This window comes from Rugamonas rivuli, from assembly GCF_009380165.1.
Taxonomy (GTDB): domain Bacteria; phylum Pseudomonadota; class Gammaproteobacteria; order Burkholderiales; family Burkholderiaceae_D; genus Rugamonas; species Rugamonas rivuli.
Genome location: NZ_WHUF01000004.1, coordinates 294139 through 314888, shown reverse-complemented (window position 1 = coordinate 314888; position 20750 = coordinate 294139). Strand labels below are relative to the sequence as shown.

Genomic DNA, 20750 nt, shown 5'->3' with positions numbered 1-20750 from the left:
GTAAATATATTTTTCGACCGGAGTTTAGCCATGAAGCTTTTCCGCTGGATCGCCCTGGCCGCCGTGGCCGCAAGCGCTGTCGCCACCGCCGCCGAGCCGTTGACGCCGGAGCAGGCCGCCGCCCATGTCCTCAACCGCATCGCCTACGGCCCCAAGCCGGGCGACGTCGAACGGGTGACGCAGATGGGCGTGCAGCGTTACATCGAGGCCCAGCTCAACGCCGGCGCGCCTCTGCCGCCGGCGCTGAGCGCGCGCCTGGCCGGCCTCGATGCGGTGCAGGAGCCGGCCGGCGCGGTGTTGCGGCGCTTCCTGGAAGTGCGCGGCATGGCGAAGAACGAGTCGGATGGCGACCAGGCCAAACGGCGCGAAGTGATCGCCGCCATCGGCCGGCAGACGGCGGAGGCGCGCATCGTCCGCGCCATCGACAGCCCGAACCAGCTGGAAGAGGTAATGGTCGATTTCTGGTTCAATCACTTCAACGTCTACGCCGGCAAGGGTGTGGACCGCGCGCTGATCGCCAGCTACGAGCGCGATGCGATCCGTCCTTACGCGCTGGGGAACTTCCGCGACCTGCTGGGCGCCACAGCGCACCATCCGGCGATGCTGTACTACCTGGACAACTGGGTCTCCACCGCAAACGGCTACGTCCCACGCGGGAAGAAGCAGGGCGGCCAGAAAGCCAAGAGTAGCGGCCTGAATGAAAACTATGCGCGCGAGTTGATGGAGCTGCACACCATGGGCGTGGACAGCGGCTACACGCAGAAGGATGTGACGGAACTGGCGCGCATGCTCACCGGCTGGACCTACGACAACCGCGAGCTGGTGGCGCGCAACCGCACCTTCAACTTCGACGCCGCGCGCCACGACCGCGACGACAAGGTCTGGCTGGGCCGCCGCATCAAGGCCGGCGGCCAGGAAGAGGGCGAGTATGCGCTGGACGTGCTGGCGATGCTGCCGGCCACCGCGCATCACCTGAGCTTCCAGCTGGCGCAGTACTTCGTGCAGGACCAGCCGCCGCCTGCGCTGGTGGACCGCATGGCCAAGACCTACATCGACAGCAAGGGCGATATCCGCAGCGTGTTGCGCACCTTGTTCGCCAGCGCGGAATTCATGGCGCCGGAAGCGGTGGGCGCGAAGTTCAAGACGCCTTACCAGTATGTGATCTCGGCCGCGCGCGCCGGCAACGCGGCGGCGCCGGACATCAAACAGACGCTGGGCGTGCTGACCCGTCTCGGCATGCCGCTGTACGGCTGCCAGACGCCGGACGGCTACAAGAACACGCAGGAGGCCTGGCTCAATCCAGATGCGCTGAGCCGCCGCATCGCCTTCGCTACGCAGATGGCGCCGGAGCTGGACGTGCAGGCCTTGCAGGCGACATTGGCCGGTTCGATCTCGGCCAAGACGCAGGGCGCGGCCGCCGCCAGCCCGGCGCCGCTGCGCGCGGCCATGCTGCTGGGCAGCCCCGATTTCATGCAGCGCTAATCATCCGACGGAGACCACCATGCAACGCAGAGACTTCCTCAACACGCTGGCCGCAGGCGCAGGTCTGGTGATACCGCTGGGCCGCCACGCGTGGGCCGCGACGTCCGCCGCGCCGGGCGCCGGCACGGATGCCGGCAAAAACAGCCGCAAGCTGATCGTCGTCATGCTGCGCGGCGCGGTCGACGGCTTGAACGTGGTGGCGCCGGTGGGCGACGCCAACTACGCGCGCCTGCGCCCGACCATCGCGCTGGCGCGGCCGGGCGACGACAACGGCGCGCTGAACCTGGACGGCTACTTCGGCCTGCACCCGGCGCTGGCGCCGCTGCTGCCTTTGTGGGAGCAGAAGAAGCTGGCCTTCGTCCACGCCAGCGGTTCGCCGGACGCCACGCGCTCGCACTTCGACGCGCAGGACTACATGGAATCGGCCACGCCCGGCGTCAAGAGCACGGCGGACGGCTGGATGAACCGGCTGGTGGCGGCGCTGCCCGGCGCCACCACGCCGACGCGCGCGCTGAGCATAGGCCCGACGATGCCGCGCATCCTGTCGGGGCGCGCGGCGGCGGTCAACCTGGCCAACGGCGCGGCCGGCACCAAGGCCAATGTGCTGGACCGGCCGGCGGTGGGCAAGGCCTTCGACCAGCTGTACGCGGACAACCCGCGCTTCGGCGCCGCCTACCAGCAGGGCCAGGACGCGCACAGGGAAGTGATGGACGCTGCGGCCGGCAAAATGAACGGCGGCATGGGCGGCATGATGTCGGCGGAGATGCAGGCTGCGAACGGCGGCGCACCGCTGCCCAACGGCTTCCCCGACGATGCGGCGCGGCTGGCGGGATTGATGCGCAACGACCCGAATATCCAGCTGGCCTTCGTGGCGCTGGGCGGCTGGGACACGCACGCCAGCCAGGGCGCGGCGCGCGGCCAGCTGGCCAATCGGCTGCAGCCTTTGGGGCAGGGACTGGCGGTGCTGGCGCAGCGACTGGGGCCGCTGTTCGAGCAGACCACGATCGTGGTGATGTCGGAGTTCGGCCGCACCGCGCGCGAGAACGGCAACGGCGGCACCGATCATGGACACGGCAATGTGATGTGGGTGCTGGGTGGAGGCGTCAGCGGCGGCAAGGTGCTGGGCGACTGGCGCGGCGTCGGCGACGCGGACTTGAACGAGGGCCGCGATCTGCCGGTGACGACCGACTTCCGCAGCGTGCTGGCCACCATCGCCGAGCGCCATCTGCTGTTGAGCGACAAGCAGCTGGTGCAGGTGTTCCCGTCGCTGCCACGCGGCGGCAGGCTCGATCTGCTGCGGGCGTAAAACGCGGGGCAAAAAAAACGCCCGCTACCTTGACGGTGCGGGCTGAATTCCAATGTTCAGCGAACGGTTGGAGGAGACAGTTCCAACTATATGTCAGTTCATGTTGCGGTGCAATACCGTAGAACTACGGTGTCTAAGCTTCTACAGTATAAAAAAGTCAAACTTCTATGCTGCACTGCGCTGCGGCAGCGCCAGCGTGAACGTGCTGCCGTGGCCGAAATCGCTGTGGAAGAACAGCGAACCGCCGATCAGGTTGGCCAGGTTCTGGCACAGGTACAGGCCCAGGCCCGCGCCTTCCGCGTGCCGCGTCGAGGTGGAGTCCAGCTGCGAGAAGGCCTGGAACAACTTGGCCTGGTCTTCCTCGCGGATGCCGGCGCCGCTGTCGGCCACCGAGAACTCGATGGTGTTATGGCCGTCGCCGGGCCGCTGCGTCAGCGAGACCTTGACCGTGCCGGTCTCGGTGAACTTGATCGCGTTGTTGGCCAGGTTGAGCAGGATCTGCGTCAGCGCGCGGCGGTCGGTCTCCAGCACGATGGCGTCGTCGGCCAGTTCCACTTCCAGCCCCAGTCCCTTTTGCAGCGCCAGTGGGCGCAGCGTGTCGACCACGTCGTTGACCAGGTGCTGGCACTGCACCGTCTCCAGCTCCAGCGTCACCTTGCCGGCTTCGATCTTGGCCACGTCCAGGATGTCGTTGATCAGCGAGAGCAGGTGGCGCGCGCTGGTGCGGATGGTGTTGAGCTGCTTGTCCTGCTCGGCCGTCAACGGGCCGGGTAGCTTCATCAGCAGCGCGCCGGTGAAGCCGATGATGGCGTTGAGCGGCGTGCGCAGCTCGTGCGACATGTTGGCGATGAAGGCCGACTTCATGCGGCTCGCTTCGGCCAGCTCCAGGTTCTTCAGCGCGATTTCGCGGTTGATGGTTTCCAGCTCGCCGGCGTGGTGCGCCAGCCGCATATTCAGTTCGATCACCTGGCGCTCGCGCGCCTGCAGCTCGCTGTTGACCTGCACCGCCTGTTCGTAGGTGGAGATCAGCAGGTCGAGGATCTGCTGGCGCTCGGCGTTGATGAAGTGCTTCTGATCGCCCAGGTAGAGGGCGATGCCGATCTCCATGTTCTGGTTCTTGCGCAGCTTCTGGTTCATCAGCATGTGGCCGATGCGGTTCAGCAGATAGTCTTCGGCGTAGGGCTTGCGGATGAAGTTGTCGGCGCCGCATTCGATGCCGCGGATGATGTCCTTGGGGTCCGTCAGCGACGTCACCAGGATCACCGGGATTTCGCGCAGTTCCGGGTCGGCCTTGATGGCGCGGCATAGCGCGTAGCCGTCCATCTCCGGCATCACGATATCGGACAGCACCAGGTGAGGCTTGCGTTCGCGGATAGCGTCCAGCGCCAGTTGGCCGTTGGCGGCGACACGGGCGCCGTAGCGCATCGACTGGATCAGGCGGCGCAGGCGCTCGGCCTGGGTCGGGCTGTCCTCGACGATGAGGATTTCGATCTCGTCGGGCTGAATTTCGTAGCTGGTGTCCACGGACCACCCTCCTGAATGCTGATATTTTCTGTTGTGACTATATCGGATTTAGTCTTTCAGGGGGGACTTTCCTGTCCCTGGAACCCACCCGCGCGCCAGGTCAGCACCAGCGTGTCGCGGTGGCCGTGCTCTCCCAGCGGCTGGATCGGCGTCGATTCATGGATCACCGTCGCATCGTCGAGCAGCAGCATGGTCCACGGTTCGGTCATCGTGAAGCGCTTGCCGTTCGGGCCATCGGCTTCGAAGATGCGAGTCTCGCCGCCCTTGATCTGCTCGCGGCCGATCAGCAGCACGGCGACGAAATCGACGCCGTCGCGGTGCGCGCCTTCCGGCGTCGGCCGGCCGATGCCGTCGGTGGTGTCGATGCGGAACTGGTGCGCTTCAACGTACCACGGGGCGGTGCTGCGGCGCGCTGCGCTGCACAGCTGGCCGATGCCGCGCACCAGCGCCTGCCATGCCGGCTGCGCCACGGTGGACGGCAGCATCGGTTCGAACAGGCGGTTCATGCCGCCGTGCAGGGCGTTGTATTCGAGCGGCTGCCAGTGGGCGCGGTGCGCGGTCTGCGTCAGCTCGGCGCCGTTCTGCACGAAGCAGGAATGGCGGCGGCGCCGATAGCGGCCGCCGTCCTTCAGGTAGTTGTCCAGTTCCAGCGCGTTCCAGCTGGGGACCAGCGCGTCCAGCTCCGCCAGCGTCACGCCGGCCAGCGCCGCCACGTCCTGCGGCGGCATGACCGCGTAACCGTCCTTGCGCAGCGCTTCGGCCACATGGCGGGGATGGGTGAAGATCGGATTGGAAGTCGTCATCGGCGCTCTCAGTTGGCGGACATCAGGCTGGCGCGCAGCGCGTCGAGCTGCTGCTTCATGCCCACCACTTCATCCAGCGTGCACTTGGTCGCTTGCAGGATGGACGGCGGCAGCTTGGCCGCTTCGTGGCGCAGCGCGTCGCCGTGCGGCGTCAGCGAGATGATGACCTGGCGCTCGTCGCTGGCGGCGCGGGTGCGGGTCAACAGCTCGGCCTGTTCCATGCGCTTGAGCAGGGGCGTCAGCGTGGCCGAGTCGAGGAACAGGCGTTCGCCGACTTCCGACACGGTCAGCTCGTTTTTCTCCCACAGCACCATCATCACCAGGTACTGGGAATAGGTCAGGCCGAGGCCGCGCAGCAGTTTGCGATACAGCTTGCTCATCGCCAGCGACGTCGAATACAGGGCAAAGCACAGCTGGCCGTCCAGTTGCGGCACGGCGGCGGAGGGAGCGGGGGTAGTTTTGGTATCCATGTCCATAGTATAGGTAGTGCACTATACAATTGCAAGCTAGCGGAGAAAAAATGTTTTGCGGGAAAATTCCCTCGGTTATGATGCTGGTAGAGACCAATATCGGGGAGTAGCGGCAGATGAACATCAAAAAGGCCATCGTGCTCATCGTCGATGAGGCGCCGGACAACCTGATCTTGATGAATGGGCTGCTGCAGGACCAGTACGAGGTCAAGCTGGCCAACAACGGCCGCGCCGCGCTGGCCATCATGCAGCAGGTGCCGCGCCCGCATCTGGTGGTGCTGGACACGGCGCTGCCGGAAGTGGACGGCTATGCCGTATGCCAGCAGCTCAAATCCAGCCCGGATACGGCCGACATCCCTGTCATTTTCCTGCAACAGCAGGCCGACGAGGCGCGCGCCTTCCTGGAGGGCGGCGCCGACGTCGTGCTCAAGCCGATCGCCGGCGAGGTGCTGCGCGCGCGGGTCGACACCCAGCTGCAGCTGCGCCATTCGCGCGAACTGCTCAAGCAGCAGCGCAATCTGCTGGAACACGTGGTCGAGGAAGTGACGGCGGAGTTGAGCCAGATGCTCGACGCCATGATCTGGGCGCTGGCCTCGCTGGCCGAGACCCGCGAATACGAAACCGCCAACCACCTGCGCCGCGTGCAGCACTACATCGCCGCGCTGGGCCGCCAGTTGCAGACGCATAGCCGCTTCAAGGAAGAGCTGAGCGACGCGAACATCAAGTCGCTGTTCAAGGCCGCGCCGCTGCACGACATCGGCAAGGTCTCGATCCCGGACGCCATCCTGCTCAAGCCTGACCGCCTGACCGACGAAGAATTCGCCATCATGAAGATGCACACCGTGTACGGGCGCGACGCCATCGCCAACGTCGAGCAGCACCTGGGCTACACCAACACCTTCCTGCGCTACGCGCGCGAGATCACCTACTCGCACCAGGAGAAGTACGACGGCTCCGGCTATCCGCAAGGGCTGGTGGGCGATGCGATCCCGATGTCGGCGCGGCTGATGGCGGTGGCCGACGTCTACGATGCGCTCATTTCCAAGCGCGTCTACAAGCCCGCCTTCACCCACGAAACGGCGATGGAGATGATACGCCAGGGCAGCGGCGAGCATTTCGATCCCGACGTGGTCGACGCCATGCTCACCGTCGAGGAGGAGTTCATGGCCATCGCCGAACGCTATAGCGACTTGCCGGCGCCCGCCACCACGCCGGATATCGTGGAGTAGGAGGCGCCGACCTATGATGCGATCGCGCGGTTATCTGGCTTTCATCATAGGCATCTGTCTCACGGCCGCGACCTGCTATGCGGTGGTCACGACGCAGCGCCAGCAGGCGCAGGACAACTTCCAGCGCGACGTGGAGAAGGTGGCGCGCGACACCGAGGTGCGGCTGCAAACCTATTTCGACATGCTGCTCGGGATAAAAGGCATGTACGCGCTGGAAGACCGCATCGACCGCCAGCGCTTCCACCGCTTCGTGACGGAGCTTAAGCTGGACCGCCGCTATCCCGGCTTCCAGGCGATCCAGTTCGTGCGCATGGTGCCGGAGACGGAGCTGGCGGCGTTCACCGCCGCCGTCAAGGGCGACACCGCCATCGATGCGCGCGGCTATCCGGACTTCCTCGTGCATCCGGCCAGCCGCCGCGACCTGCACTACATCATCGAATACACCGAACCGCTGAAGGGCAACGAGAACGCCTTCGGCCTGGACCTGGCCGCGCTGCCGCCGCATCTGCGGGCGCTGGAGCTGGGCCGCGACAGCGGCGAGATCGTCGCCACCGAGCGCATCACGCTGGTGCAGGATTCCAGCGGCGAGCCGGGCTTCGTGGCGCGGGCGCCGGTCTACCGCAGCGGTCCGCCGTTGCAGACGGTCGAGCAGCGGCGGGCGGCGCTGGTCGGCTTTGTCGCCATCGTCTTCCGCGTCAACACGCTGATGCGCGAGGTGATCGACGCCTCGCTGCTGGAGCACATACATGTGCGCATCGACGACGGCGGCTATCCCGGCGCCAGGGACGTGCAGCCGTCCAGCGTCGACACGCTGCTCTACGACAGCGCCGGCAAGGTGAGCACCCATCAGGCGCGCAGCGCGCCGCTGGATGGGATGGCGCAGCAAAAGGATTTGATGGTGGGCCAGCGCCGCTGGCTGATGCGCTTCGAGGGCTATGGCGGCACGCGCTACAGCCGTTCGCAGCTGCCGGTGCTGGTGATCGGCGTGGCAGGCTTCATCATCAGCGCGCTGATCGCGGCGCTGCTGGTGTCCACCCGGCGCGTGATCGACGCCAAGCACGGCCTGGAATACAGCCTGGCCGAGCTGGAACGGCAGAAGAGCAATGTGGAGCAGGCGCGCAGCGATCTGTCGGTGGTGGCGGAAACGCTGAAGCAGGCCCAGACCAATCTGCAGACGTCGGAGAAGATGGCGTCGCTGGGCGCTCTGGTGGCCGGCGTGGCGCATGAGCTGAATACGCCGATCGGCAACAGCCTGCTGACCGCCAGCGCCCTGAGCGACATGGTGCGCGATTTCGAACGGCGCCTGGCCGCCGACGGCGGCCTGAAACGCTCGGTGCTGGAGACGCACCTGGCCGACGCGCGCAAGGCCTGCGACATCATGAACAGCTCCCTGACGCGGGCCGCCGACTTGATCACCTCATTCAAGCAGGTGGCGGTGGACCAGGCCAGCGGCCAGCGGCGCCGCTTCCAGCTCGACGAGGTGGTGCACGACACGCTGGCGACCTACGCGGCCCAGCTGCGGCGGGCCGGCTGCGAGGTGAAGGTCGATGTGCCGGCGGGGCTGGAGTTCGATTCCTATCCGGGCAGCTTGAGCCAGGTGCTGAGCAATTTGATCGGCAACGCGCTGCTGCACGGCTTCGATGGCCGCGACGGTGGCGCCATCGTCATCGAGGCGCGGCGCGAAGGCGCGGACCTGGTGAAGCTGCGGTTTTCCGACAACGGCGCCGGCATGACGGCCGGCACGCTGCACAAGATCTTCGATCCCTTCTTCACCACCAAGCTGGGGCAGGGCGGCTCGGGGCTGGGGATGAATATCGTTTATAACATTGTCACCGGCGTGCTGCGCGGGACCATACGGGTCGAGTCCGAGCCTGGCGCCGGCACCACCGTCACGCTGGTGCTGCCGACGCGGGCACCGGAAGGTGCGGCGCCGGAGCCGGTGCACCGGCCTGCGCTTCAGCCGTAGCGTTGGCGCAGCAGTTCCAGCATCGCCAGGTTCAGTTCCCAGGCGTTCGACACTTCCTTCTGCGTGTAGGGCAGCGTTTGCGTGTACGGCACCGGGCCGAATTCCGGCGTCAGCGTCATGCGCTGCGCACCGGCGGCGCGGCGCAGCCGTATCACTTCGTCCCACCAACCCAGGTGCGCCGCCAGCGCGGCCTGCGATTCCGGCGCGCGGAAGTCGGCCACTTGCGGACCTTGCTGGTGGCCGATGCGGGCGTGGATGTGGCGCACATGCGGCAGCGTGGCGGCCAGCGTGTGCGGCTGGTCTTCCAGCAGCGATTCGCAGGCGCAGCACCAGTGCGACAGGTCGGCCGTCAGTTCCAGCCCGGGCATCTGCTCCAGGTAGGGCAGCAGCAGCATCGGGTGGCCGCTGAAACGGCTGCGGTGGATTTCGTGCACGATGGGCACGCCGTGCTGGCGCGAGATATCGGCCGCCAGTTCAAGCAGCTCGCGGTTCTGCGCCGACGTGAAGTAGTCCTTGCCGGTGTGCGAGTTCACGTGCAGCGGCCTGGCGGCGCAGGCGTTGTGCAGCAGTTCGGCCAGCGCCGCGCGGTGCGGTTCGAAGGTCGGATGGAACACGGTTTCCCACTGCGCGGCGATCAGTCCCAGGCCAGCGGCGGCGATGCGGCCGGTCCAGTCCTCGCGGGCGGCGGCGTCCAGCGGCAGCGACATTTCGATGCCGTCGAAGCCGGCCTGCTTGACGCGGTCGATGAAGACCTGCGGCGCCAGTTCGTTGTTGCCCCAGTGGGCGGCGAAAATCTGGATCTGCATTACAGGAAGCCTCGCACAGGGAAGGCGGCGTCGCGCTGTATCCAGTTCTGCGGCGAGTACTCGGTGGCGCCGTCGGTCACGTGCAGCGTGTAGGCGTGGCGCGAGACGGCCGAGCGGTTCGGCGCGCTGTAGTGCGGCAGCAGGCCGTGGAAGCATACCAGGCTGCCGGCCTTGCATTCGAGCGGCACGGCGGTGCTGTCGTCCGGCCATGGCAGGTCGCTGAGTTTTTCCATGCGCACGTCGTCGCCGTTGCGCAGGAAGCGCTCGCGCATCGGGCCGCGATGGCCGCCCGGTTCGGCCCACATGCAGCCGTTCTGCAGCGTGGCGTCTTCCAGCGCGAACCAGAAGGTGGTGACGCTGACCGGGTTGGTGTCGAAGTAGGTGGCGTCCTGGTGCCAGCGCACTTCGCCGCCGATGCCGGGCTGTTTGAAGATGTACATCGACTGCCAGACCTGGGCGTCGGCCAGGCCCAGGTCGCGCGCCACGGCGGCCAGCCGCACGTCGGTGGAGAAGGCGCGGAACACCGGATCGAGATCGTGCATGGCGTGGCCGATCTTGTTGATCGACAGGGACTTGTCCTGTTTCAGCTGGCCGTCCGGGCCGAAGGCCTCTTCCTCGAAGAAGCAGCGCACGGTGTTGTCGGAGCCGAGGAAGTAATCGTCGGTGGTCTTTTCCTGCTCGATGGTGCTGAAGATGCCGGTTTTGGCGTTGGGATCGAATTCGTTGACAATCTCCGCCGCCCGTGCGCGCAGCGTGGCGATCTCCTGCGGCGTCTTGAAGTTGGGCAGGACGATGTAGCCGTCGCGTTGATATTGTTGTTTTTGTGCGTCTGTCAGCATGGCGGGCTCCGATGGGGCAGGAAGGGGATAGCGCATTGTAGGGCGCACACCGTAGCCAGACAATCTGCAAAAGGTTGACACATTGTCGCCAAAATGAAGACAATGGCGCATGGATCAATTACGGGCGATGGAGATTTTTGTCGAGGTGGCGAAGCTGCGCAGCTTCAGCGAGGCGGGCCGCCGCCTGGGGCTGACGCGCGCCATGGTCAGCAAGCATATCCTGCAACTGGAGGAAAAGCTGCAAGCGCGCCTGCTGCACCGTTCGACCCGCGAAGTGAGTTTGACCGACGCCGGCCAGGCCTATCTGGCGCCGTGCATGGCGACGGTGGCGCAGTCGCAGGAGGCGGCGCGGGCGCTGAGCCAGGCCACCCAGGCCGGGGCCGAATTGGCGGGGCCTTTGCGGATACAGGCGCCGTCGAGTTTCGGCAGCGAGTGGCTGGCCGACGCGGTGGCCCGATTCAGCCTGCCGCACCCGCAGCTGGCGCCCATGCTGTACGTGGACGATGCGCTGCTCGATCCGATCGAGCATGGATTCGATTTGACGATACGGGTGGGCGGCATACCGGACGTGCATGCGCTGGCGATGCGGCCGCTGGCGCCGTGCCGCGGCGTGCTGTGCGCGTCGCCGGCTTATCTGGCGCGCTACGGCGTGCCGCAGACGCCGCAGGATTTGCGCGAGCACCGCTGCCTGCATTTCAGCCATCTGACCGATGGCACGCAGTGGCATTTCACACGCGGCGAGGAGCGGCAAACGGTACGGGTGCAGGCGGCGTTCACGGCCAACAACGGCGTGGTGCTGCAGCAGGCGGCGCAGCGCGGATTGGGCATCGTCTACAACACCACCTTCCTGGCCTGGCGCGCGCTGCTGGAGGGCACGCTGGTGCCGGTGCTGGCCGATTGGGAACTGCCGCTCAACCATCTGAGCGCGCTGTATCCGGCCAGCCGGCAGCCGTCGGCCAAGGTGCGGGCGCTGATCGATTTCCTGGTGGCCGAATACCAGCCGGTGCCGCCGTGGGACCGCGAACTGGCCGCTGCCGGGCTGTTGGAACTGGTATAAATGATGTTCAAATGCCGCTGCGCCGAAACCGTTCAACCGTAGATTGAGGAAGATAACGAATGCCGAATGACGATCGCACCAGGATAATTCACGGCAGGACGCCGGAGTCCGCGGCCATGGTGGCAAACATCAAGCGGGCGATGGCGATCACCGCCACGCTCAACCGCTTGACGTTCAACGATGCAGACCAAGTTCGGGCCTTGTTCAGCGAACTGACAGGCAAACAGGTAGACGAGAGTTTTTTGCTCATCCCTCCGTTTTATACTACGGGTGGAGATGAAATCCGCGTCGGGCGCAATGTCTTCATCAATCAGAACTGCACTTTTTACGACCTGGGCGGCCTCGACATCGGAGACGACGTGATGATCGGGCCGAACGTGAGTATCATCACCAGCGGCCACCCGCTTGCCCCCTCGCAGCGACGCGTTCAAACCATCGGCAAGCCTATCGTCATTGAAAGAGGGGTATGGATCGCGGCCGGCGCGACGATCATCGGTGGCGTAACCGTGGGCGAGAACGCGGTTGTCGCGGCGGGATCGGTCGTCACCAGGGACGTTCCGCCGAACACTCTGGTCGGCGGCAATCCGGCCAGGGTAATTCGTTCGATCGATGATGAATAGCCCCTGCACAAGGGGCTGCGATCGGCAAGATGTCAGTTGCCGGCCGCGTTGACCTGCCAGGCGCCGTCGCGGTAGACCAGTTCGTCGTCGAGGTAGACCGCTTCGGTGACGGCGAACACGTCGACGTGGTAGCGCGCTTCCTTGCGCTTGAACTGCGGCTTGGCGTACACGCCGTGCTTGGCGCCCAGCGACAGATGGATGCCGCACATGCGTTCGAAGGTGCCGATGTCGTTGACCATGCAGTCGCGTGAAAACGCGCGGTTCATGCCGAAGCCCAGTTCGCGCAGCCACACTTCACCCTCGTGCGCGCGGATGATGGACAGCATGTTGTCGAATTCCGGCGTGGCGTTTTCTGCGCCCACCACGCGGCCTTTTTCAACGATCAGCGTGACCGGCGTGGCAGGCTTGTTGACCATGAAGGCGGTGTCGCCGAAGACGAAGATCCGCACCCGGCCATTGACCGCTTCCAGGTCGCGCGCTTCGGTGAACACTTCGCCCAGCGGGAACTGGCCGCCGATGTTGTTCATGCCGCTGTAGTCGCCGATATTGAGCTTGGCCGATTCGAACGCCGAGCCGAACACCAGCCGTTCGCCGTTGCCGCTGTCGACCACGCCGTGCTGCGCGCTGTCGATGCGCGCCTTCAGCGCGTGGCCGACGCCGCGGTAGTAGGCCGGGTCGTAGGCCAGCGAGGCGATGTAGTGCAAGCCCTGCTCGCCCGGCATGCGCGACAGGTGCACATGCTCGATCACCTTCAGGCCGCGCTTGAACAGTTCGATGCGGATGCGGAAGGCTTCGAGGCGGAAGCTGGTCGACTGGATCAGCACCACCAGGTCGCCGGCGTTCATGCGCGCGAAGGCGGCCAGCACCTGTTCCGGCGTGGTGCTGTCGAAATCGACGAATTCGGCGTCCGGCACCACGCGGCGGTAGGCCTCGGTCAATGCGCGGTTGAGGTCGCTGCGGGTGTCGTAGACGATCAGCGCGCCCTGCGGCGCGGCGTGTTCGATGGCCACGGCCAGCGTGTCGCGCACGTTGCGTTCCGCCGTGTCGACCGCGTGTTCGGGGATGGCGCCGAAGCGGGAGGCGGCGGTTGCCGGGGCGGGGAGGGTGGACGACGTCATGGCGCAGCGGTGTAAATGGATCAGCCCGCATTATAAGGGCAGAACCACCCCCATTACCGGCCGCGCCACGGTGGCGCGGTTTCTCCTTGTATTGGACTGGTACGCGATATAGAATCACAAATATAGCCTAGCAGCAACTCCGGCGATAACAACAGGAAGCGTGATGAGCGTAATAATGGGACAGGATTTGCCGCTGGAGCGCCCGGACACCACCGGCCGCGCAGCGTTGTTCGTGCCAACCGCGAACATCAAGGACGACGTGCTGGAAACGGTGCGCAAGGGGGCGGCCATTGTCGGTTTCGGCAATCACGACCGCACCCTGACCATCTACTACGAAAGCAACCGTTTCAACGAAGCCAATCTGACCAAGTGGGAGCAGAAGGCGCGCAAGGCCTTCGAGCGCCTGGCGGAGAACCTGCCGACAGTGTCCAAGATGGTCAGCAAGCCTGAGAATTTCGAGCAGGTGGGCTACATCAGCAGCAAGGGCATCCTGATACGCCGCATGGAAAAACTGATGAAATGGCTGGAGGCTTCCGACGCGATGGATACAGCGCCGGAATCGGAAACCATCGTCTTCACGCCGCCGCCGCCGCCCAAGAAGATCACCTGATACGCCGCAGTATCGGCGACTATAACAACGGAGACGCATCACGATGAAAAATCTGTTCCAGTTTCTTTTAGCCGCCGCACTGACCCTGAGCCTGACCGGCGCCGCCACGGCGCAGGACGCGCCCCTCAAGCGCGGCACCGCCGACGAGGCGGTGGCGATGGTCAAGCGCGCCGGCGAGTATCTGCAGAAGAACGGCAAGGACAAGGCGGTGGCCGCCTTCAACGATCCCAAGGGCGACTTCATCCAGGGCGACCTGTACGTGTTCATGTTCGACAAGGCCGGCGTGGCGCTGGCGCACGGCCAGAACGCCAAGATGGTCAACAAGAACCTGATGGAGCTGAGCGCCGGCGGCGTCTATCCGATCAAGGAATTCCTCAAGATCGGCGCCAGCCCGGCCGGCAAGGGCTGGGTCAAATACATGTGGCCTAACTCGATCAGCAAAAACCTCGAAGAGAAAAACACCTACGTCGAAAAATCCGGCGATTACGTGATCGGCGTGGGCATCTACAAATAAGCCTTCAGCCGTGCGCTGCGCCGATGCTGGTCGTTGTATGCTGTCGGAAATGTTTCATTCCCCAAGGAGACGATGATGACGGCGATGACTACGGTGCGCGGCGCGGCTGCGGCTTTGATGGTGCTGGCGCTGCTGGGCGGCTGCCAGAAGAAGGATGACAGCGTCGCCGGTCCGGCGGAGACGGCGGGCCGCAAGCTCGACCAGGCCACCGACAAGGCCGGCCGCGAGCTGACCGAGGCCGCGAAACAGGCCAACCAGCAGATCACCGACGCCGCCAAGGAAACCAGCCAGCAAATCAACAAGGCCACCGACGCGGCGGGCGACAAGCTCAATCAGGCGACCGAGGAAGCCGGCAAGAAACTGGAGCAGGCCGGCACCAAGCTGCAGGAAAAAGCCCGCGAACGCGAAGCGTCCAGCCCAGCCAAATAAACACCTTTCAATGACCAGCCTTGTGGGCCGCGTGCTTGAGCGGCACCACATTGCTGTGCTCTGACGGCGATGGCGGCGGCGTCTCCGGATCGCCGCCCAGCACCACGCTCAAATCCACATAGCCGGCGCGCCAAGCGCTCTCCAGATCCTGCTCGATGGCCTCCATCGAGGTCTGCTCGAAGTTCTCGAAGCCGCGCACGCCGTAGGCGCGGTTGCGGCCGTGCGCCTTGGCCAGGTACAGCGCCATGTCCACCAGGTTGACCGCACGCTCCCACGGCAGCGGCACGTCGGCCGGCACCAGCGGGAAGGGCGCGAAGCCCACCGACACATTCACCGAAATCTCATGCTCCTGGTAGCGGATGGCCTGCGACGAGATGCCGACCAGGATGCGGCGCGCGATCTCGTCGACGCCGTGGCGCGGGATCGCCGGCAGGAAGGCCAGGAACTCCTCGCCGCCCCAGCGCACGATCATGTCGGTCTCGCGCAGCGCGACGCGCAGGTTTTCGGCGATCATCTTCAGCACGGCGTCGCCGGCGGCGTGGCCGTAGCGGTCGTTGATGTGCTTGAAGTGGTCGACATCCAGCAGGAACAAGGCGCCGACGATATCGTCGCCGTGCACCGTGCGCTTTTCCGGCAGCGTCGGATCGGGCGGCATCATGCCGCGCATGAAGTCCTGGAAGTGGCGGCGGTTGTACAGCGAGGTCAATGGATCGAGCGTGGACTGCGCCTTCAGCTCCAGGTTCTTCACCTCCAGCTGGGCGTTGGCGTGCCGCACCTTGCGGTACAACAGCCCGACCACCATCGACGCCAGCGCGAACACCAGGGCCAGCAGCCACCACACGCGCTGCTGCAGGCGGCGGTTGTCGATCTCCGTGCCCTTGACCTGGTTCTCGCGGCTGAGCAGCTGGATCTGGCGCTGCTTCTTCTCGGCCTCGTATTTTTCCTGCAGCTCCAGCACGGATTGCTGGCGCCGTTTTTCAAACAGTTCGTTCGAGATCGCCCGCTCGCGGTGGTAGGCCGACACCGCGCCGGCCAGGTCGCCCACGCGTTCCAGCGCTTCGCCATATTCGCGCAGGGCCGCTTGCAGATCGGGCTTGTTGTTCTCCTGCTCGTAGCGCGCCATGCCGGCCTCGTACTGCTTCTTGCCCTCGGCGATGCGGCCCATGCCCAGGTAGGCCTGGCCCAGGTTGACGCGCGCGGTCGCCTCCACCGATTTGTCGTTGGTCAGCTGGGTCGAGCGCAGCGACTCGTTCGCATACTGGGCCGCGCGCGGATAGTCGTGCTCCTTCAGGTAGCTGTCGGACAGGTTCACCAGCGTCATGCCTATCATGCGCTCGGCGCCCAGCTTGCGCTCCAGGTCCAGGCTTTGCAGCAGCGCGCGCAGGGCGCGCTTGGGCTGGCCGGAATCGATGGCCAGGCCGTACTCGGTGTTCTTGGCGATGGCCATGCGGCCCGGCGAGTGCAGCTTCTCGGTCTCGGTCAGCAGCTCGTCGAGCGCGGCCGAGGCCTTGTCGTATTCCTTCAGCTGCGTGTACAGGTTCACCAGCGCGTTGAGGGCGCCGAACAGCATCACCGGATCGTCCGTCACCTGGCGGGCGGTGTCGACGCCGTTCTGCAGCTTGACCAGCGCGGCGGGGAAGTTGCCCATTTCAGCGTAGGCCTGGCCGACCGTGACTTCGATCTGCGAACGCAGCGCCAGGTTGGTGCTGGTGGCCGCCAGCTTCTCGGCGTCGAAGGCCATCTGGTGCGAGGCGTCGACGTCGGCGCGGTCGAACAGCACATAGCTCTTGGCCATCAGGCCCTTGGCGGCGATGGAGTCGTCGTGCAGCGATTTGCCGTAGGCGATCAGGCGGTCGGCGGCGGCCATGGCGGCGTCGTTCTTCCCGGCGCGCATGTTCGCCACGCTCAGCTGGTTGAGCAGTTCGGCCTGGGTGGCGGGCGGTGCGCCGGCCGCTTCGGATTGCAGCTTGATCAATGCCGTCAGCGCCTGGTCCGGCACGAAGCGGCTTTGCTCGCGCACCTCGATGATGCGGGCGTACAGCGAAGAGGGATCGGCCTGCGCGCCGGCCAGCAGCGGCGACAGCGCGAGTGCCACGGCGACCGCGACGGCGCGCGGTTTTGCGCGGACCAGCCACCAGCCATTTCTGAAACCTGCCAACGGACGCTCCCGGTTGTCAATTGCACGTGCAAAGTGTCTAGACAATTATATTCTTGTTGCAGTCGAGAAAGCCCGTGAAAACGTGATTTTTGACGTCAAACCGCACATATTCTGTGGCGCGGATGTCAACAATCTGGTTGATATTGCCAGTCAGATAGCAATGTTTTTAGCAATGTTGTCGGATCGTGAATGCGGCTAGGCCGCCAGCTGCTGCAACAGGTAGAGGCGCTGGTACAGGCCGCCGTCTATCTGCATCAGTTGCTCGTGCGCGCCGGTCTCGGCGATGCGGCCGTGATTGAGCACGATGATGCGGTCGGCGTCGCGGATGGTCGACAGGCGGTGGGCGATGGCGATCACCGTCACCTTGCCGCGCAGTTCGTCGAGCGCGGTCTGCACGATCTGCTCGGTCTGCGAATCGATGTGCGAGGTGGCCTCGTCCAGCAGCAGGATGCGCGGCGTGCCGGCCAGCGCGCGGGCGATGGCCACCAGCTGCTTCTGCCCCACCGACAGGCGCGAACCGCCTTCGCCCAGCGCGGTGTCGTAGCCCTGGTCCAGCGCGGCGATGAAGTCGTGCGCGTGGGCGGCGCGGGCCGCCGCTTCGATCTGCGCCTGGCTCAGGCCGCGGCCCATGTCGATGTTCTCGCGGGCCGAGGCGGCCAGCAGGAAGGGGTCTTGCGGCACCAGGCCCACTTCGGCGCGGAAGCGGTCGTTGGGGATGGCGTCCAGCGGCACGCCGTGGATGGCGATGCTGCCGTGGCGCGCCGGGTAGAAGCGCAGCAGCAGCGACAGCAAGGTGGACTTGCCGCTGCCGGTGTGGCCGACGATGCCGATGAAGGCGCCCTGCGGGATCTCCAGCGACAGGTCGTGCAGCACCGGCTGGCCTTCGTTGTAGGCGAAGTCGAGGTGGCGGATGGCGACCGCCGGCGCATCACCGTTGCTGCCGTCGTTGGCGGCGGCGCGCTCGGCGGCCAGGCCTGCGGCGTGTTCCGGCGCGGCGTGTTCGGTGGCGGTGGCCTCGTCCAGCAGCGTGGCCACGCGCGCGGTGGCCACCACCGATTGCTGCAACTGGCTGAACTGCATGGTGATCTGGATCAGCGGCTCGATCACGCGCGCCAGGTAGCTGATGAAGGCGTACAGCACGCCCACTTCGGCGGCCGTCATCTCGCGCTGGCCGAACAGGTAGATCACGGCCGCCAGCAGGATGATGTTGAACATGTCCAGCGCCGGTCGCAGCAGCCAGGCGTTGGCGCGCAGCTCGGACAGGCGGGCCGTGTAGTGGTCCTGGTTGGTGGCGGCGAAGCGCTTGCCGAAGCGGGCCTCGGCGTTGTTCGCCTGGAGCACGCTCATGCCGCCTATCGATTCGGCCATCTGGCCGTTGATGTCGCTGCGCAGCGCGCGGGCGCGGGTGACGGCCGGCGCGCTCCAGCGCTGGTACAGCCAGACGATCAGCAGCACCGCCGGCAGCAGCGCCAGCACGATCAGCATCAGATGCCAGTCCAGCCAGGCCATCGCGGCCACGGTGCCGACCAGGACGATGGTGGAATCGAGCATCACGAACAGCACCTGGATGTACAGGGTCTTGACGGCTTCGGTGTCGTTGGTCACGCGCGAGACCAGCTGGCCGGTGATGGCGCGGTCGAAGAAGGCCATCGGCAGTAGCAGCACGTGGGTGTAGACCATCTCGCGCAGCCGCATCACCGAGCGCATCGCCAGGCCGGACAGGCGCACCAGTTGCAGGTAGCGCAGGCCGCTGGCGATCCAGCCGGTCAGCACCACGCCGGCCAGCAGGCCGGCCATGCGCGGCCAGTCGAGGTGGTGCGGCAGCAGGTGTTCGTCGATCAGCGCCTTGCCCATGATGGGGCCCATCACTTCCAGCAGCGCCGCCAGCACCAGCCACATGACGGCCCAGCCCAGGTGGTGCTGGTCGGGCAGGGCGGCGCGGCGCAGCAGGGAGAACGCCTGCCAGGTCTGGCGGCGCGCGGAAATCTGTTCAGGCTTAGTCGGCATCGAGACTGGCTTCCAATTGTTGATAGCGCCACTGGCTGGCGTACCAGCCATCCTGCTCAAGCAGTTGTTCGTGGCTGCCGGTTTCGCTGATGCGGCCGTCGCGCAGGACCACGATCAGGTCGGCGTCGACCACGGCGCTCAGGCGGTGGCTGGCGATGACGGCGCTGCGGCCGTGGCGGGCCTGGCGCAGCTCTTCCAGGTGCTGGAGGATGCGCGTTTCGGTGCCGGTGTCGACGGCGGACAGGGCGTCGTCCAGCAGCAGCAAGTCGTTATCGGCCAGCAGCGCGCGGGCGATGGCCACGCGCTGGCGCTGGCCGCCGGACAGCGTGATGCCCTTCTCGCCGACTTCGGTTTCATAGCCCTGCTGGAATTGCAGGATGTCGTCGTGGATGGCGGCCAGCGTGGCCGCGTGTTCGACCTGCGCGCGGGTGGCGCCGGGACGGGCCAGCGCGATGTTGTCGGCGATCGAGGCGGAGAACAGGAACGATTCCTGCGGCACCCAGCTGATGGCGGCGCGCAGCGCCTGCAAGCGGTAGTCGGCCAGCGCGTGGCCGCTCCAGCGCACGTCGCCCGATTGCGGCGTCAGCTGGCGCAGCAGCACGCGCAGCAGCGTCGACTTGCCGCAGCCGGTGGGGCCGACCAGGCCGAGGGTCTGGCCCGGCTTGAGCTCCAGCGTGATGCCGCTGAGCGCGGGCGCGCTCTGGCCGGCGTAGGCGTAGCTGACGTTGTGCAGCGTCAGCGCACCCGGCGCGATGCTGTCCAGCGTGCCGTGGTCGTCGATCGCCAGCGGCGCGTCCAGCATCGGTTGCAGGCGCTGCCAGGCCGCCTTGCCGCGCTCGATCAGCGACAGCACCCAGCCGGCCGCGAACATCGGCCAGATCAGCTGGCCGAGATACATCGTGAAGCTGGTCAGCGCGCCGATGGTCAGCTGCTGCTGCCAGACCAGGTAGCCGCCCAGGCCCAGCGTCAGGCCACCGGCGGCGGTCAGCGTCAGGCCGACGGCCGGTTCGTAGGCCGCTTCCCACACCTGGGCGCGCAGGCTGGCGTTGGAGGCTTGCTGCGCCAGCTCGCCGAACTGCGCGGCGCTGCGTTGTTCCAGTCCCAGCGCGCGCAGCGTGCGTACGCCGGACAGGGTTTCCTGCACATGGTCGTTGAGGGCGCTGAAGCGCTTGAGCGAATCGGTGGAGGCGGTGTGGATATGGCCGGAGATGTACCAGAACGCCCACGCCATCAGCGGGAACGGCAGCAGCGCGATGCAGGCCAGGCGCCAGTCTACGCCGAGCAGCATCACGCCCAGCACCATCACCAGGGTCAGCGCGCCGTCGAAGCCGGCCAGCATGGCTTCGCCGGCGGCCATTTCGATGGCGTCGATATCGTTGGTGGCCAGCGCCATCAGGTCGCCGGTGCGCTGGCGCTGGTAGAACGCGGGGCCTTGCAGGGTGAGGCGGGTGTACAGGCGGGTGCGCAGCGAGACGCCGAGCCGGTAGGCGGCGCCGTACAGGATCTGGCGCCAGCCGACGCGCAGGAAATAGATGCCGGCGCCGATCAGCAGCAGCGCGCCGATTTCCCGGAGCAGGGCATCGCCGCCGAGGGTGTGGCCGGCCAGGCCGTCGATCATGGCGCCGACCTTGCGCGGCACCCAGATGGTGAGGATGGCCACGCCGGCCAGCATGGCGCCGGACACGGCGTAGGCACGGCTGTGCTGGCGCACGAAGCCGCCGATCAATCCGGAAAGTTTAGACATGTTGCCTCGGAATAGCGCTTAGCCCGCTAGGATACAACATGCCGAGGAAGTCCGTAGTCCGTGCCCTT

At 66.1% G+C, this 20750-nt stretch carries 18 protein-coding genes; 9 read left to right on the top strand and 9 right to left on the bottom strand.

Translation table 11 applies throughout. The annotated features are described in order from the left end of the window. The first annotated feature begins 30 nt into the window (after positions 1-30). Entirely contained in the window at positions 31-1482 is a 1452-nt protein-coding gene (locus GEV01_RS16415) for a DUF1800 domain-containing protein (protein WP_152806347.1), read from the top strand. 19 nt (positions 1483-1501) lie between these two features. Continuing rightward, positions 1502-2788 carry a DUF1501 domain-containing protein gene (locus tag GEV01_RS16410; RefSeq protein ID WP_152806342.1) on the top strand — a complete coding sequence of 429 codons (1287 nt, stop codon included), beginning with the start codon at positions 1502-1504 and terminating at the stop codon, positions 2786-2788. 165 nt (positions 2789-2953) lie between these two features. On the opposite strand, the gene GEV01_RS16405 is transcribed toward GEV01_RS16410, so the two are convergent. From GEV01_RS16405 to GEV01_RS16395, 3 genes are read right to left on the bottom strand one after another with little or no spacing between them, the layout of a single operon-like run. Further along, positions 2954-4312, bottom strand: coding sequence for a hybrid sensor histidine kinase/response regulator (locus GEV01_RS16405; RefSeq protein ID WP_328595533.1), 1359 nt, complete (start codon positions 4310-4312; stop codon positions 2954-2956). A gap of 56 nt (positions 4313-4368) precedes the next feature. Further along, entirely contained in the window at positions 4369-5115 is a 747-nt protein-coding gene (locus GEV01_RS16400) for a 2OG-Fe dioxygenase family protein (RefSeq protein WP_152806340.1), read from the bottom strand. A gap of 8 nt (positions 5116-5123) precedes the next feature. Beyond that, the gene (locus tag GEV01_RS16395; protein WP_152806338.1) at positions 5124-5585 is read right to left on the bottom strand and encodes a MarR family winged helix-turn-helix transcriptional regulator; all 462 of its coding nucleotides are present in this window, start codon (positions 5583-5585) and stop codon (positions 5124-5126) included. Between the two features lie 116 nt (positions 5586-5701). Here GEV01_RS16395 and GEV01_RS16390 point away from each other — a divergent pair, with 116 nt between their 5' ends. Both GEV01_RS16390 and GEV01_RS16385 read left to right on the top strand, forming a co-directional pair. Next, the gene (locus GEV01_RS16390; RefSeq protein WP_152806336.1) at positions 5702-6814 is read left to right on the top strand and encodes an HD-GYP domain-containing protein; all 1113 of its coding nucleotides are present in this window, start codon (positions 5702-5704) and stop codon (positions 6812-6814) included. 13 nt (positions 6815-6827) lie between these two features. Beyond that, positions 6828-8780: a CHASE domain-containing protein gene (locus tag GEV01_RS16385; protein ID WP_152806334.1), complete on the top strand. Its 1953-nt coding sequence runs from the start codon at positions 6828-6830 to the stop codon at positions 8778-8780. On the opposite strand, the gene GEV01_RS16380 is transcribed toward GEV01_RS16385, so the two are convergent. Then, the gene (locus GEV01_RS16380; protein ID WP_152806332.1) at positions 8771-9586 is read right to left on the bottom strand and encodes a TIM barrel protein; all 816 of its coding nucleotides are present in this window, start codon (positions 9584-9586) and stop codon (positions 8771-8773) included. The genes GEV01_RS16385 and GEV01_RS16380 overlap by 10 nt on opposite strands. After that, positions 9586-10425, bottom strand: coding sequence for a phytanoyl-CoA dioxygenase family protein (locus GEV01_RS16375; RefSeq protein WP_070359894.1), 840 nt, complete (start codon positions 10423-10425; stop codon positions 9586-9588). The genes GEV01_RS16380 and GEV01_RS16375 overlap by 1 nt, the downstream gene beginning before the upstream one ends. Before the next feature lie 109 nt (positions 10426-10534). On the opposite strand from GEV01_RS16375, the gene GEV01_RS16370 reads away from it, so the two are divergent. Further along, the gene (locus GEV01_RS16370; RefSeq protein WP_235914392.1) at positions 10535-11482 is read left to right on the top strand and encodes a LysR family transcriptional regulator; all 948 of its coding nucleotides are present in this window, start codon (positions 10535-10537) and stop codon (positions 11480-11482) included. A 59-nt stretch (positions 11483-11541) separates the two neighbouring features. Further along, the gene (locus GEV01_RS16365) at positions 11542-12102 is read left to right on the top strand and encodes a sugar O-acetyltransferase (protein ID WP_152806330.1); all 561 of its coding nucleotides are present in this window, start codon (positions 11542-11544) and stop codon (positions 12100-12102) included. A 32-nt stretch (positions 12103-12134) separates the two neighbouring features. On the opposite strand, the gene GEV01_RS16360 is transcribed toward GEV01_RS16365, so the two are convergent. Next, positions 12135-13220: a M29 family metallopeptidase gene (locus GEV01_RS16360; protein ID WP_152806328.1), complete on the bottom strand. Its 1086-nt coding sequence runs from the start codon at positions 13218-13220 to the stop codon at positions 12135-12137. Between the two features lie 163 nt (positions 13221-13383). On the opposite strand from GEV01_RS16360, the gene GEV01_RS16355 reads away from it, so the two are divergent. The 3 genes from GEV01_RS16355 to GEV01_RS16345 all read left to right on the top strand — a co-directional run bounded on the left by GEV01_RS16355 (position 13384) and on the right by GEV01_RS16345 (position 14773). After that, positions 13384-13830, top strand: coding sequence for a hypothetical protein (locus GEV01_RS16355; protein WP_152806326.1), 447 nt, complete (start codon positions 13384-13386; stop codon positions 13828-13830). Positions 13831-13873: 43 nt separating this feature from the next. Continuing rightward, positions 13874-14344 carry a cache domain-containing protein gene (locus GEV01_RS16350; RefSeq protein WP_152806324.1) on the top strand — a complete coding sequence of 157 codons (471 nt, stop codon included), beginning with the start codon at positions 13874-13876 and terminating at the stop codon, positions 14342-14344. A 75-nt stretch (positions 14345-14419) separates the two neighbouring features. Continuing rightward, positions 14420-14773 (top strand): hypothetical protein, encoded by a 354-nt coding sequence (locus GEV01_RS16345; RefSeq protein ID WP_008451666.1) that lies wholly within the window; start codon positions 14420-14422, stop codon positions 14771-14773. 7 nt (positions 14774-14780) lie between these two features. Here GEV01_RS16345 and GEV01_RS16340 read toward each other — a convergent pair whose 3' ends face one another. The 3 genes from GEV01_RS16340 to GEV01_RS16330 form a co-directional block, all read right to left on the bottom strand. Beyond that, a complete protein-coding gene (locus tag GEV01_RS16340) occupies positions 14781-16931 on the bottom strand; it encodes a tetratricopeptide repeat-containing diguanylate cyclase (RefSeq protein ID WP_152806322.1) in 2151 nt (716 codons plus the stop codon). A 195-nt stretch (positions 16932-17126) separates the two neighbouring features. Beyond that, positions 17127-18938: an ABC transporter ATP-binding protein gene (locus tag GEV01_RS16335; protein WP_152806320.1), complete on the bottom strand. Its 1812-nt coding sequence runs from the start codon at positions 18936-18938 to the stop codon at positions 17127-17129. After that, a complete protein-coding gene (locus GEV01_RS16330; protein ID WP_152806318.1) occupies positions 18928-20682 on the bottom strand; it encodes an ABC transporter transmembrane domain-containing protein in 1755 nt (584 codons plus the stop codon). Before GEV01_RS16330 ends, GEV01_RS16335 begins: the two co-directional genes overlap by 11 nt. Positions 20683-20750 lie beyond the last annotated feature (68 nt).